Source organism: Streptomyces sp. NPDC014676 (assembly GCF_043084105.1).
In the GTDB taxonomy this organism is placed as follows: Bacteria; Actinomycetota; Actinomycetes; order Streptomycetales; family Streptomycetaceae; genus Streptomyces.
In genome coordinates, this window is sequence record NZ_JBIBZI010000005.1 from 507,378 (window position 1) to 520,224 (window position 12,847).

Annotated in this window: 15 protein-coding genes; 6 read left to right on the forward strand and 9 right to left on the reverse strand. The window is 73.8% G+C overall.

Going from position 1 to position 12,847, the window contains the following annotated elements:
- Positions 1–188 precede the first annotated feature (188 nt).
- The gene (locus ACF1DX_RS17885; RefSeq protein ID WP_391792099.1) at positions 189–947 is read right to left on the reverse strand and encodes an SDR family oxidoreductase; all 759 of its coding nucleotides are present in this window, start codon (positions 945–947) and stop codon (positions 189–191) included.
- A gap of 13 nt (positions 948–960) precedes the next feature.
- Positions 961–1,722 carry a 3-oxoacyl-ACP reductase FabG gene (gene fabG / locus ACF1DX_RS17890; RefSeq protein ID WP_030865253.1) on the reverse strand — a complete coding sequence of 254 codons (762 nt, stop codon included), beginning with the start codon at positions 1,720–1,722 and terminating at the stop codon, positions 961–963.
- A gap of 281 nt (positions 1,723–2,003) precedes the next feature.
- On the opposite strand from fabG, the gene ACF1DX_RS17895 reads away from it, so the two are divergent.
- The gene (locus ACF1DX_RS17895) at positions 2,004–2,564 is read left to right on the forward strand and encodes an excalibur calcium-binding protein (protein WP_391792100.1); all 561 of its coding nucleotides are present in this window, start codon (positions 2,004–2,006) and stop codon (positions 2,562–2,564) included.
- A gap of 132 nt (positions 2,565–2,696) precedes the next feature.
- On the opposite strand, the gene ACF1DX_RS17900 is transcribed toward ACF1DX_RS17895, so the two are convergent.
- The gene (locus tag ACF1DX_RS17900) at positions 2,697–3,080 is read right to left on the reverse strand and encodes a DUF3037 domain-containing protein (protein ID WP_391792101.1); all 384 of its coding nucleotides are present in this window, start codon (positions 3,078–3,080) and stop codon (positions 2,697–2,699) included.
- Positions 3,077–3,841 carry a HipA family kinase gene (locus ACF1DX_RS17905; protein ID WP_391792102.1) on the reverse strand — a complete coding sequence of 255 codons (765 nt, stop codon included), beginning with the start codon at positions 3,839–3,841 and terminating at the stop codon, positions 3,077–3,079. The genes ACF1DX_RS17900 and ACF1DX_RS17905 overlap by 4 nt, the downstream gene beginning before the upstream one ends.
- Positions 3,842–4,031: 190 nt before the next feature.
- Between ACF1DX_RS17905 and ACF1DX_RS17910 the strand changes: the two genes are divergently transcribed.
- Both ACF1DX_RS17910 and ACF1DX_RS17915 read left to right on the forward strand, forming a co-directional pair.
- Complete coding sequence (locus ACF1DX_RS17910) at positions 4,032–4,535, forward strand: Rieske (2Fe-2S) protein (RefSeq protein WP_391792103.1); 504 nt, start codon at positions 4,032–4,034, stop codon at positions 4,533–4,535.
- Positions 4,536–4,576: 41 nt separating this feature from the next.
- A complete protein-coding gene (locus ACF1DX_RS17915) occupies positions 4,577–5,047 on the forward strand; it encodes a pyridoxamine 5'-phosphate oxidase family protein (protein ID WP_391792104.1) in 471 nt (156 codons plus the stop codon).
- Here the strand turns inward: ACF1DX_RS17915 and ACF1DX_RS17920 are convergent.
- Complete coding sequence (locus ACF1DX_RS17920) at positions 5,022–5,963, reverse strand: LysR family transcriptional regulator (RefSeq protein ID WP_391792105.1); 942 nt, start codon at positions 5,961–5,963, stop codon at positions 5,022–5,024. The two genes, ACF1DX_RS17915 and ACF1DX_RS17920, sit on opposite strands and share 26 nt — an antisense overlap.
- A gap of 75 nt (positions 5,964–6,038) precedes the next feature.
- Here ACF1DX_RS17920 and ACF1DX_RS17925 point away from each other — a divergent pair, with 75 nt between their 5' ends.
- Complete coding sequence (locus ACF1DX_RS17925) at positions 6,039–6,998, forward strand: DMT family transporter (RefSeq protein WP_391792106.1); 960 nt, start codon at positions 6,039–6,041, stop codon at positions 6,996–6,998.
- A 283-nt stretch (positions 6,999–7,281) separates the two neighbouring features.
- Here the strand turns inward: ACF1DX_RS17925 and ACF1DX_RS17930 are convergent, their stop codons facing one another.
- The gene (locus ACF1DX_RS17930; RefSeq protein ID WP_391792107.1) at positions 7,282–8,619 is read right to left on the reverse strand and encodes an aminotransferase class I/II-fold pyridoxal phosphate-dependent enzyme; all 1,338 of its coding nucleotides are present in this window, start codon (positions 8,617–8,619) and stop codon (positions 7,282–7,284) included.
- Positions 8,620–8,654: 35 nt separating this feature from the next.
- Between ACF1DX_RS17930 and ACF1DX_RS17935 the strand changes: the two genes are divergently transcribed.
- Together ACF1DX_RS17935 and ACF1DX_RS17940 are read left to right on the forward strand one after the other, a co-directional pair.
- On the forward strand, positions 8,655–9,335 hold the full coding sequence (locus ACF1DX_RS17935) for a pyridoxamine 5'-phosphate oxidase family protein (protein WP_391792147.1): 681 nt from the start codon (positions 8,655–8,657) through the stop codon (positions 9,333–9,335).
- Complete coding sequence (locus tag ACF1DX_RS17940; protein WP_391792108.1) at positions 9,335–9,967, forward strand: FMN-binding negative transcriptional regulator; 633 nt, start codon at positions 9,335–9,337, stop codon at positions 9,965–9,967. The genes ACF1DX_RS17935 and ACF1DX_RS17940 overlap by 1 nt, the downstream gene beginning before the upstream one ends.
- Positions 9,968–10,011: 44 nt before the next feature.
- Here ACF1DX_RS17940 and ACF1DX_RS17945 read toward each other — a convergent pair whose 3' ends face one another.
- From ACF1DX_RS17945 to ACF1DX_RS17955, 3 genes are all read right to left on the reverse strand, one after another.
- Entirely contained in the window at positions 10,012–10,968 is a 957-nt protein-coding gene (locus ACF1DX_RS17945; RefSeq protein ID WP_391792109.1) for a DMT family transporter, read from the reverse strand.
- A 225-nt stretch (positions 10,969–11,193) separates the two neighbouring features.
- Positions 11,194–12,174 carry a DMT family transporter gene (locus ACF1DX_RS17950; protein WP_391792148.1) on the reverse strand — a complete coding sequence of 327 codons (981 nt, stop codon included), beginning with the start codon at positions 12,172–12,174 and terminating at the stop codon, positions 11,194–11,196.
- A 67-nt stretch (positions 12,175–12,241) separates the two neighbouring features.
- The gene (locus ACF1DX_RS17955; protein WP_391792110.1) at positions 12,242–12,775 is read right to left on the reverse strand and encodes a Clp protease N-terminal domain-containing protein; all 534 of its coding nucleotides are present in this window, start codon (positions 12,773–12,775) and stop codon (positions 12,242–12,244) included.
- Positions 12,776–12,847: the final 72 nt, after the last annotated feature.

Here is a 12,847-nt window from a genome sequence, read left to right on the forward strand (position 1 = left end):
CAACTCTCCGATGACTACGTTGTCACGCACCGTCGCGACCCCGGTACGCCGGCACGGGCGCCGTTTTCGTCGACGGACGCCCGTGCCGGATCGTCGAACAGGGGTCCCGCGCGGGCACGCGCGTCACCGGCGCGGGGCGTGGAACCGTCCCGCGCGGCGCACCTGTCGCACCGCGCGGGACGTCCGGTTCAGGCGACGCCGGCGTTGAGGAAGATGCCGCCGTCGACGACCAGGGTCTGGCCGGTGACCCAGTCCGACTGGTCCGAGGTGAGGAACGCCGCGGCACCGCCGATGTCGGAGGGCACACCGAGCCGGCCCAGCGGGTAGCCGGCGGCGGCCTCCGCCTCCCGGCCCTCGTACAGCGCCTGCGCGAACTTGGTCTTCACCACGGCCGGGGCGATGGCGTTGACCCGCACCCCGGGCGCGAACTCGTGCGCCAGCTGCTGGGTCAGGTTGATCAGCGCGGCCTTGCTGACCCCGTAGGCGGCGATGAACGGCGAGGGCGCGATGCCCGCGACGGAGGCGATGTTGACGATCGCGCCGCCGTTCTCCTTCTGCCAGGCGTGCCAGGTCTTCTGCGCGAAGCCGAGCGCCGAGATCACGTTGGTCTCGAACACCTTGCGCGCCACGTTCAGGTCGAGGTCGGCGATCGGCCCGAACACCGGGTTGGTACCGGCGTTGTTGACCAGGTAGTCGACCCGGCCGAAGGCCTCCATCACCCGCTCGACGGCGAGGGCCTGATGGGCCTCGTCGTGCGCCTTGCCGGCGACGTAGACGGCACGGTCGGCGCCGAGCTTCTCGACGGCCTCCTTGAGGGCGTCCTCGCCCCGGCCCGTGATGCAGACCCGGTCGCCGCGCGCGACCAGCGCCTCGGCGACGCCGTAGCCGATACCGCGGCTGGCACCGGTGATCAGGGCGACCTTGCCCGAGAGTTCCACAGCAGTCATGTTCCCGGTCTTCCTAGTCGAGCGGTCCGCCGGCGACGTACAGCACCTGGCCGGAGACGAAGCCGGCCGCCTCGCCGGTGAAGAAGGCGATCGCGTTGGCGATGTCCTCGGGCTCGCCGACGCGGGCGACCGGGATCTGGGTGGCGGCGGCGGCCTTGAAGTCCTCGAAGCCCATGCCGACGCGGTCGGCGGTGGCCTTGGTCATCTCGGTGGCGATGAAGCCGGGGGCGACGGCGTTGGCGGTCACGCCGAACTTGCCGAGCTCCTTGGCGAGGGTCTTGGTGAAGCCCTGGAGGCCGGCCTTGGCCGCCGAGTAGTTGACCTGGCCGCGGTTGCCGAGCGCGGAGGAGGAGGACAGGTTGACGATCCGGCCGAACCCGGCGTCCACCATGTGCTTCTGACAGGCCTTCGACATCAGGAACGCGCCGCGCAGGTGCACGTTCATGACGGTGTCCCAGTCGGAGACGCTCATCTTGAACAGCAGGTTGTCGCGCAGTACGCCCGCGTTGTTGACGAGGATCGTGGGCGCGCCGAGCTCCTCGGCGATCCGCGCGACGGCCGCCTCGACCTGTGCCTCGTCGGAGACGTCGCAGCCGACCGCGATCGCCTTGCCGCCGGCGGCGGTGATCTTCTCAACGGTGTCCTTGCAGGCGGCCTCGTCGAGGTCGATCACGGCGACCGCGCGGCCCTCGGCGGCCAGTCGTACGGCGGTGGCGGCTCCGATGCCGCGCGCGGCGCCGGTGACGACCGCGACCCGCTGCTCAGTGGTGGACATTGCTGCTTCTCCTCGCGCTTGGGATGCGGCTCCTGCGGCCGGACCGGAATCAGTGAGCGACCGCTTAGTACCTTCAGCAGACGTGACGCTAGAAGCCCTGGCACCCGGTGTCAACGGCACACCGCGCGGGTGTGATCCATTCCCCGCGCGGGGACCGTCTCCGCCCTGCCGTGGGCGGCCCCCGGGTGGAACACCCGATCGGCCCCGCGCTGCGCGCCCCGGCGCCGGACAGCCCCTAGCGTCGAAGCGCGAGCCACCCGCGGCCGGAAAGGAGGCACTCCATGCGCCGTCGCACCGGTGCCATGGGCACGCTGATCGCGCTCGCCGCGATCGTGCCGTTGGCCGACACCGCTCACGCCCAGGACCTGAACTGCAGCGACTTCACCTACCAGGAGGACGCGCAGGTCTTCTTCGACACGGACCGGAGCGATCCGCACCGGCTCGACGAGGACCCGGGTCCGGACGACGGAGTGGCCTGCGAGGCGCTGCCCCGGCGCGGTCTCACGTCGTCCACCTTCCGTCCGGCCCCCGCCACCCCGGCACCGGCCCGGCCGCCGTCACCGGCGCCGACGACCGCTGCGCCCACCCGGCCGCCGGTGCCGGCGCCGACGACCGTCACGCCCACGCGCACCGTGCCTCCCACGTCCGCGCCGGCGACCCGGACCGCGCCCGCGCCCCCCGCCTCCGTCGCGCCTACGCGCGGCGTGGAGGGCGGACTCGGTGGCCCGGCGGCGTCCGGGCCCAGCGGCTGGGATCTGGGGATCGGGGCGACGTTCGTGACGGGTGCGGCGGCCGCGACGGGATACGTCGTACGACGACGGGCCGTGGGCGGCCGCCGGTAGCCGGTGGCCGGTCGCGCGGTTCCCCGCGCTCCTTGCGGTGGGTCGGCCGGACCTGTCTGAAAGAGGCACGGGGCCATGTCGGTACGCGGCCCCGCCGCGTGGGTGCGAGAAGCCACCGGCCGCCCGCAGCCGTCAACGCACAAGCAACTCCAGCAGCCGTTCCGCCTCCGCCGCCGGATCGGTGGTGAGTCCGGTGTGCACGGGGCCGGGCTGGACGATGGTGGACCGGGGTGCGATCAACCAGCGGAAGCGCCGTCCGGCGTCGTCCCGCGCCGCCTGCCCCGCCGCGTCCCCGCCCGCGCAGACGCCCTCGACGGCGCGCAGCGCGGCCCGTACGCCGGGCACGTCGGCCTCCGGGTCGAGGGCCAGCAGCCGCGCCTCGTCGAGATGGGTGCGGGCCGCGACGAACGACTTCGGGCGGCAGTACACGAGCACCCCGGCGTTGACGCACTCCCCGCGCTCGATGCGCGGTACGACCCGCAGCAGCGCGTACTCGAAGACGTGCCGGTCGCTCACTGGTCCCCCTCGAGGCCGTGGATGTCGTGGTGGACGGTGGCCGCGCGGGCGATCAACGGCCGCGCGTAGGCCGACCGGAGCTCGTCCGGGGTGTCGAAGCCGGGCTCGCCGGTCAGCCAGAGGTCGGGGATCTCCGCGGTGACCTCGGCGAGCAGTTCCTCGGTGACCCGCGGCGCGAGCCGGGCCGCGGCGGACGCGATGTCCGGCGCGAACGGTTTCAGGGCGTGCTCGGAGGCGTCGTAGGGGCGGGCGGCGGAGGCTGCCGCGCCGGGCCAGTTGTGATGCCAGATCATGGTCGCGCCGTGGTCGATGAGCCACAGTTCGCCGCGCCGGCGGAGCATGTTGGGGTTGCGCCAGGAGCGGTCGACGTTGTTCACCAGCGCGTCGAACCAGACGATCCGCCCGGCCTCCTCCGGGCTCACCTCGAAGGCGAGCGGATCGAAGCCGAGGGCACCGGAGAGGAAGTCCATGCCGAGGTTGGTGCCGCCGCTGGACTTCAGCAGCCGCTGCACCTCCGGCTCGGGCTCGCCGAGCCCCAGCACGGGGTCGAGTTCGACGGTGACCAGGCGGGGCACCCTCAGTCCCAGCCGGCGGGCGAGTTCCCCGCAGACGACCTCGGCGACCAGCGTCTTGCGGCCCTGTCCGGCGCCGGCGAACTTCAGCACGTACGTGCCGAGGTCGTCGGCCTCGATCAGTCCCGGCAGCGAGCCGCCCTCGCGCAGCGGCGCGATGAAACGGGTCGCGGTGACTTCCTTCAGCATCGCACCAGGCTACTGGCGTGTCGCCGCACGTCGTAGGCGACCCGGGCGGGACGGTCCGGGGCCGACAGCGAAACGACAGCCGTGATTTACGCCCGCCCGACCGCGGACAGGCCAGGCTCGGCAGCGCATGAACGGCGTGGGCCCGCTGACCGTACCTCTCCCCAGATCACGTATCCCGGAAGGAACACGCATGACCAGCGCATCGCTCCACCGCACCTCCGGACCCGCTCGTCGAACCGTCGTGGCGGCGGCCGGAGCGGCGGGCCTCACCGTCGCGCTGACCGCGTGCGGCGGCTCCGACGACGACGCGTCGAACTCCTCCGCGGACTCCGGCTCGGCCGGCGGTTCCTCGGACGGCGGCGCGAGCGGCGGGGGCTCGGGCGGCGGCGAGAACGCCGGCGCCGGCGCCGACCCGCTCGCCTCGACCGCCGACATCCCCGAGGGCGGCGGAAAGGTCTTCGCCGACCGTAAGGTGGTCGTCACCCAGCCGGCGGCGGGCGAGTTCAAGGCGTTCTCGGCGACCTGCACCCATCAGGGGTGCGCGGTGAAGAGCATCGCCGACGGGGTCATCAACTGCCCCTGCCACAACAGCAACTTCTCCATCACCGACGGCAGTGTGCAGAGCGGCCCGGCGACCAAGCCGCTGCCCGCCGTGGAGATCACGGTGAGCGGGGACTCGATCACCCTCGCCTGAGCCTCCGGCACCGGGCACGGCACGAGAGACGAAGGGGCCGTATGACCGCCACGCAGCGCCGGGGCCGGAAGATCATGATGACGCCCGGTGAACTGGACGACTTCCTCACCGTCCAGCGCACCTGCCGGGTCGCCACCGTGTCCGCGGACGGAGCACCGCACGTCAGCACGCTCTGGTTCGCCTGGGACGGCACCTCGCTGTGGCTGTACTCCGTGGTGCGCAGCAGGCGCTGGGCGGATCTGCGCAGGGACCCGCGGGTGGCGATCGTGGTCGACACGGGCGAGGAGTACGACGAGCTGCGCGGTGCGGAGCTGTCCGGACGGGTGGAGTTCGTGGGCGAGATCCCGCGCACCGGCGAACTGCGCGCGGAACTCGACGTTCCGGAGACGCTGTTCGCCCGCAAGAATTTCGGCCTGGACGAGATGCCCCACGACGGCCGGCACGCCTGGTTGCGCCTGACTCCGGAGAAGACCGTGTCCTGGGACTTCAGGAAGCTGCCGACACTGCCTTAGGCCTCTCGCTCGTCGCCCCGACGCGCTCCCCCGCCGCCCTCAGTGCCCGTACCGCCGCCCGGATCGACGGGCGGCGGTCGGCGTCCGCGCGCCAGACGACGAAGACGTGCCGTCGTACGCGCTGCCGGAGCGGGACGGTCACCACCCCGTCGGGCAGCGGGTCGCGGCCCAGCAGCGGGGCGATGCAGACGCCGAGCCCCGCCGCGACCAGGCCGAGCTGGGTGTGGCTCTCGGCGGCGCGGTGGCCGATGACCGGCTCGATCCCCTTGGAGCGCAGGGTGAACATCAGCCACTCGTGGCAGAACTCGCCCTCGCCCCAGGTGATCCACTCGTCCTCGGCGAAGTCGGCGAGGTCCACCTCGTCGCGGCCGGCGAACCGGTGGCCGGCCGGGAGCGCCACATCGGCCGGGTCGTCCAGCAGGGGCGCCTTGACCAGGCCGTCGGGCAGCGGCATCGGCTTGTTGTACCAGTCGAGCACCACCGCGAGATCGAGGTCCCCGCGCACCACTCCCCGGATGCCCTGCTCCGGCTCCTGCTCGCGGGAGCGCACGCGCAGCGCGGGGTGCCGCTCGCGCAGATCCGCGAGCGCGACCGGGAACAGTCCCCGCGCGGCGGTCGGGAACGCCGAGACCCGCAGCTCACCGCCGACCTGTCCGCGCTGCGCCTCCAGGTCGGACTGGGCCAGCTCGACCTGGGAGAGGATGCGCGCCGCGTGCTCGGCGAGCAGCCGGCCCGCGTCCGTGAGCCGGACGCCCCGCCCGTTCTTGGCCAGCAACTGCTGGCCGATCTCGCGCTCCAGCTTGGACATCTGCTGCGAGACGGCCGAGGTCGTGATGTGCAGTCCTTCGGCCGCGCCGCTGACCGAGCCGTGCCGGGCGAGGGCATCGAGGGTGCGCAGGCGCTCCAGGTTCAACATGTAAGCGATGCTACGAGATACCGCGTGCGAAATCTCGATTGTGCTACGAGATGGATGTCCCGCATCGTTGCGTCCATGAGCAGCGTCACCGCGACCACCACCGCACCGGCTCCGGCCGGCCCCGCCCCGGAACCCGTCCGCCCCCGCCTGGACTGGCGGCTGCGTTTCGGCGCGCTCTCCCTGATCTGGGGGTTCAGCTTCCTCCTCATCAAGGTCGGCACCCAGGGCTACGCCCCCTTCCAGGTCACCTTCGGCCGGCTGGCCTTCGGTACCGCCGTCCTGGCGGTGGCGATGGCGGTGCGGCGGGAGGGGCTGCCGCGCGGTGCGCGCACCTGGGGTCACCTCGCGGTCGCCGGGTTCCTGCTGAACGCCCTGCCGTTCTCGCTGTTCGCCTTCGCGGAGCTGACCATCCCGTCCACGCTGGCCGGCATCTGCAACGCGACCTCGCCGCTGTGGGGCATGGCGCTGTCACTGGTGGCGCTGTCCGAGGACCGGCCGACCCGGGTGCGGGTGGCGGGGCTCGGCCTCGGCTTCCTCGGGGTGCTGACCGTGCTGGGCGCCTGGCAGGGCTTCGAGGGCCTGGACGCCCGCGGCACGACGCTGGCCCTGCTGGCCTCGCTGAGCTACCCCGTCGGCTGGATCTACGTCCGCCGCACCCTGGCGGGCAGCAGCCACTCGAACCTGTCCCTGACCGGCGGCCAGTTGCTGCTGGCCACGCTCCAACTGGCCGTCGTCACCCCGCTGTTCACCACACTGCCGACCAGGTTCGCCGTCGGCCCGCTGCTGGCGATCGCCGCGCTGGGCACGCTGGGCACGGGCCTGGCCGTACTCATCCAGTACGGCCTGGTCGCCGAGGTCGGTCCGACGACCGGCCAGATGGTGACCTACTTCGTTCCGGTGATCGCCGCCGCGGCCGGCATCGCCATCCTCGGCGAAACCCTGACCTGGTCGACACCGGTGGGCGCGGCAGTCGTGCTGGCGGGCGCAGCCCTGACTCAAGTAAGGCCGAAGCGACAGGCACAGCCGCGCCGGTGACACCGGTACCAACGCCATGGCTGAACCACCTGCCCGTCACCACGGGTGGTCGTGCCCCCGCCCCGTCACTGCGGGCGCCCTCGCCGCCCGACTGCGGGCAGTCGTGCCTCCCCCAGTGCCTGAAACGGCCTGGCCGGTACCCCCAGGGCGGCACGGGTGGGCGATGGGGGTCCCCCCGCTCATGGGGGTCCCCCGCTCGAGCGAAGCCGGGAGTGGGGGAGGCACCCCGCGAACGCCGGGCCACGCGACACCCCCCGCCCAGCCCTCACCCCGGGCACCCGTCTCAGACGTACGTCCGCCCCGGCCCCCCGGCCGGACCGATCGCCTCGGCGATCGCCTCGGCCAACGGCCCGATCTCCTCCTCGGTGAGCGTCGAGACGGTGACCCGGATCCCCGGCGCCGCGCTCATCCGGAAGCGGGCGCCGGGAGCCACCGCCCAGCCCGCGTGCAGCAGCCGGGCGACCGCGCCGGTCTCGTCGGGGACCGGCACCCACACGTTCATGCCGCTGCGCCCGCGCGCGGCGACCCCGCACCGGGCCAGCGCCCCGATCAGCGCCTCCCGGCGCCGCCCGTACCGCGCGGCCACGGCCGCCGGATCCACCGCGCCCTCGCTCCACAGCCGCACCACCGCGCGCTGGACGATCCTGCTGACCCAGCCCGGCCCGAGCCGCTGCCGTCCGCGCACCCGGTCGAGGGTGACCGCGTCCCCGGTGAGCACCGCGAGCCGCAGGTCGGGGCCGTACGCCTTGGCCACCGAGCGCACGAAGGCCCAGCTGCGGGTCGTACCCGCCAAGGCGTGCAGCGGCAGGTCGACGATGTGGTGCCCGTGGTCGTCCTCGACGAGCAGCGTCTCCGGGTGGCCGGCGAGCACCGGACGCAGGGCACGCGCGCGTGCGGCGCTCAGCGCGGCGCCGGTCGGGTTCTGCGCCCGGTCCGTGACGATCAGGGCCCGTGCCCCGCCCGCCAGCGCCCTCCGTACGTCATCGGGCAGCGGGCCCTCGTCGTCGACCCCCACGGGGACGGTCCGCAGTCCCAGCGCCGGAACCAGGTCCAGCAGACTCCCCCACCCCGGATCCTCCACCGCGACCGCGTCCCCGGGCCTGAGGTGCGCCACGAGCACCCGCTCCATCGCGTCCAGCGCGCCCGAGGTGACGGCGACGGGCCCGTCGGGAACACCGTCGGCGTCCAGCCCGGCCCGCGCCAGCCGCGCCAGCTCGGGCTCCACGGGCGCGTGCCCGTACAGCACCGGCTCCCGGTCGCCCTCCCCGGCCGCCTCCGCGAACACCCCGGCCAGCGCGGGCAGCAGTGCCGGGTCCGGGTTGCCCTCGGACAGGTTCCGCACGCCCGGCGGGACCTCCACCCGGATGAGTTCACGCGCGGTGGTGGCCGGCTTGGACCGCACCCGGCTCCCCCGCCGGCCCGCGGTCTCGATGACCCCGCGCTCGCGCAGGGTCCGGTACGCGGCGGCGACGGTGTTCGGGTTCACCCCGAGCCGCTCCGCCAACTCCCGCATGGGAGGCAGCGGTTCGCCCGGCCCCAGCGCCCCCTCCCCCACCGCGCGCTCGATGCTCGCGGAAATCTCCGCCGCACGCCGCCCACTGATCCGATACTCTCCTAGCACAAATCAAATTATGCACTAGTGCAATGGAGAACGCCATGCAGGGGACCCGGCAGCAGCGGCCCGCCGCCACCTACCCGCCCACCGAGCGCACCGTCCCCACCCGCTCCCCCGACCGTGCCGCGTACGACAAGGAGCTGGTGCACGCGATACTCGACGAGGGCTACGTCTGCCATCTCGGCTTCGTCCGGGACGGCGCGCCGGTGGTGCTGCCCACGCTGTACGGCCGGGTCGGCGAGGTCCTCTACATCCACGGTTCGACCGGCTCGCGCCCGCTGCGCGCGGCGGGCCAGGCCGACCCCGGCCTCCCGGTCTGCCTGACCGTCACCCACGTCGACGGGCTGGTGCTGGCCCGCTCGGCCTTCCACCACTCGATCAACTACCGCTCCGTGGTGGTGCACGGCACGGCGCGCGACGTGACCGACCCCGAGGAGAAGCGGCGGGCCCTCGACGCCCTGGTCGACCATGTCGTACCGGGCCGCGCCGCCGACTCCCGGCCGGCCGACAAGAAGGAACTGGCCGCCACGGCGGTGATCCGCCTCGACCTGGACGAGGTCTCCGCCAAGCTCCGCACCGGCGGCGTCAACGACGAGCCCGAGGACCTCGCCCTGCCCCACTGGGCCGGCGTCGTCCCGCTGCGCAAGGGCTACGGCACCCCGCTCGCCGACCCGCACCTGGCCCCCGGCACCGAGCTGCCCGGCTACCTGACGGCCCTGTGATGCCGATCCACCCCTGGGACGCGCCCCGCGACGACGAAGAGTGGCGGCGATGGCTGGCCGTGCACGACTTCGGACAGCTCGCGGTCAACGGCCCGCCGGGCGAGCCGCCCCACGTCCAGCCCCTGCACTTCGCCTACGACGCCGAGCGCGGCGAGGCGGTCACCCACCTCGCCCGGCCCAACCCGCTCCGGTCCGCCGTCGAGGCGAACCCGGAGGCCGTGCTGAGCGTGGTCGACGACTACGTCCACGTCCCCGGCCCCTGGCAGGCCGAGCCCGGCGCCCCGTCCGAGCACGGCGTTCCGACGAGCCTCTACGCGTCCGTCCAGCTGCGCTGCCGCGCCCATGTCGTGGACGATCCGGCGGAGAAGGCCGCGCTCCTCAACCGCCAGACAGGCCACTTCCAGCCGGAGGGCGGCTCCGCGCGGGCGGCGGCGGGCGAGGCCCCGTACGGCAGGCTGCTGTCAGGGATCCGCGGGCTCCGGCTCGAAGTGACGGGCGTACGGGCGAAGTTCAAGTACGCGGGCAAGCGGTCCGAGGCGGTACGGGAACGCATCACGGCCGGGCCGGCGGACCGGAACGGCGCGCGTGACGCGGAGGCACGCGCACACGTCCTGCGCCGGCAGCCGGCCTGACCACCGGGGTCAGGGGCCCTCCCGCGCGGAAGGGCCCCGCGCCGTCACACCGGCACCACGTCCGGCTCCTCCCCACGGGTCCGCGCGCCCCGTGCCTCGCCGACCGCGAGGCCCGCGACCGAGCCGAGCATCAGCAGGGTGCCGGCCAGGGTGGCCGTGGTGAGCCGCTCACCGAGGAGGGCCACCGCGAGCACCGCCGCGCTCACCGGCTCCAGCAGCATGATCACGGAGACGGTGGCCGACCGTACGACGGCCGCGCCGGCGAAGTAGAGGCCGTACGCGAGCGCCGTCGGCACGGAGGCGACGTACGCCAGCAGGCACAGCAGCGCGCCGGGGGCGTCGGTGTGCGGCACCAGTCCCTCGGCCGCGGCGAACGGCAGCAGCACCAGACTGGTGACGGCGAACGCACCGACGGTCGTGTCGGAGGAGTCCGTACCGCCGTCACGTCCCCACCAGCGGGTGAGCAGCGTCATCGCCGAGTACCCGGCCGCGGAGACCAGGGCGAGCAGGACGCCCCACGGGTCCACGGTCGCGCCCCCGCCGCCGAGGACGAGCACGACGAGCCCGGCGAGCGCGCCCACGACGGCGGCCAGTCCGCCGCGCCCCAGGCGCTCCCCCAGGGTCAGTCGCGCGCCGAGTGCGATCAGTACGGGTCCGGCGCCGAGGGTGACGACGGTGGCCACGGCGAGTCCCGTGGCGGAGACGGCCGCGAAGTAGGCGGTCTGGAAGACCGCGAGCCCGATGCCGGTGGCCCCGGCCCGCAGCACCCGGCGTCCGAGCGGCTCGGGTACGGCGGACCGGGGGCGGCGGGACAGCAGCCGGGCGGCGAGCAGCAGGACCAGGCCGACGGCGCAGCGCCAGAAGGACAGGGCGACGGGGCCCATGTCGCTGGTCCGGTAGACCAGCGACGCGGCGGCGCCCGCGGTGCCCCAGGCGGCACCGGCGACGATCAGATAGAGGAGGCCTCGCCCGACGGGCAGACCGGAGACGGCGTTCGACACGTGTTCTCTCCGCGGATGCGCGCACCACGCGCGTCGGCGTGGGCGCGGAAGTTCGGGAAGGGATCCCGGATCAGGCCCGCTCGGGGCCGGGTCGGCGGGATCCGCGGACTTCGTTCGCGGGCAGCACCGTCAGGCCCGGCGGCGTGCCGGGCGGCTGGACGGGAGGGCCCGCGTCAGGCGGCCGGAGGCGGAAGAACACGTGCGCGCGCATGCATGATCAGCACCCTAGGCGGTCGTTCCCGGCGTGGACAACTCCCTTTCGGGACCGCCGCTCGCCACGGGTTCCTCCGAGCCCTTCGCGGGGGCCGAGGACTGGGCGATGAAAGCACCCGTCAGGACCACCGCACCGCCCACGATCTGCGGTGCCGACAGGTGCTCGCCGAGCAGGACCCAGGCGAGGACGGTGGCGATGACCGCCTCCAGACAGGCCACGACACCGGCGACCTGCGGGGAGAGCCGGCGCACCGACACCACCCCGGTGACGTACGCGGCCACCGTGGCGACGAGGACGATCCAGGCCAGCAGGACGAAGGCGGCGACCGGGGTGCCGTCCATCTCCGCACTGCCGGTGAGCACGGACCACTCCATGGACCAGGGGCGGGCGACGGCCGTCAGGACGGCGGCACCGATCAGCAGCCCGTAGGCGATCACACCGAGCGGGTCGGGTGCCTCGTCGCCGTCGCCGCCCTGGTCGGACAGGACGAAGTAGCCGACCTGACAGCAGGCCGCGCCGAGCGCGAGCAGCAGACCGAGCACGTCGAAGCCGAGGCCCGACCACACCTCCACGACACAGGCGAGCCCGCCCACCGCCAGGACCACGCCGACCGCGGCGGCACGGGTCACCGGCCGCCGCCGCACGAACCGCACCCAGCCGAGCACGAGCGCGGGCGCCAGGTACTCGACCAGCAGGGCGACCCCGACGGGGATGCGGGAGAGCGCGGCGAAGTAGCAGGCCTGGACGCCGGCCACGGCGAACAGGCCGAACCCGGCGAGCAGTCCGGGCCTGCTGCGCAGGAGTCCCCGGTGGCGCACCGCCGACGGCAGCATGACGAGCGCCGCGCCCGCCACCCGCAGCCACACGACGTGGAGCGGGTCGAGACCCGCTTCGATCAGCGGCTTGGCCGCCACACCGGAACCTCCGAAGGCCAGCGCGGACAGCAGCGCGAGGCCGAGTCCGACGCCCTTCCGGTGGTCGCCCGGGGTCATCACAGAGGTAGGCACCGGCACATGATGACAGGCCCCGACAGGAGCGTCACCCCTTGTGGCACCTGTCTCACCGACCGGACGGCGCCTCGAGCCGGACGAACAGTTCACGGGGGTCGATCCCGGCGCGTTCGAGCACCTCGACGGCGCGCGCCCGGGGGTCCGTGACGATCGCCGCGAGCAGATCCGTACCGCACGCCGGGCCGCGGCCGTGGCGGGCGGCGCGCTCGTGGGCGTACTCCATGCAGCTCGCGGCCAGCGGCGAGAGGCCCGCGGCCTCGGTCACCACGGGGACGCCTCCGGAGTCCTCGACCACGCCCTGCCAGCGCAGTCCGTAGCCGATGCTGCGCTGGACCAGGTAGCCGAGCAGCCGGGCGATCCGCGGGCCCTCACCGAAGACGGCCCTCACGTCGGTGTCGGACTCCAGGAGCGAGTGCAGCAGATGGGCGGTGTCGATCTGACGGTCCCCGTCCCGGACCGCTCTGCGCCGGGCACCGGTCACCACCGCTGCCAGCTCGGCGCCGAGCCTGGCATCGTTCTCCGCGCGGTGGATGCCCTGCTCCTGGAGCTCCTGGGCCTGCTGCCGGGGGATACGGGGTTGCACGTCCCCCACCTCATCAGCCGCACGGGCCCGGGGCATCCCCGGCGGGAAGCATCTTGGCGTCCGACGGAAAGC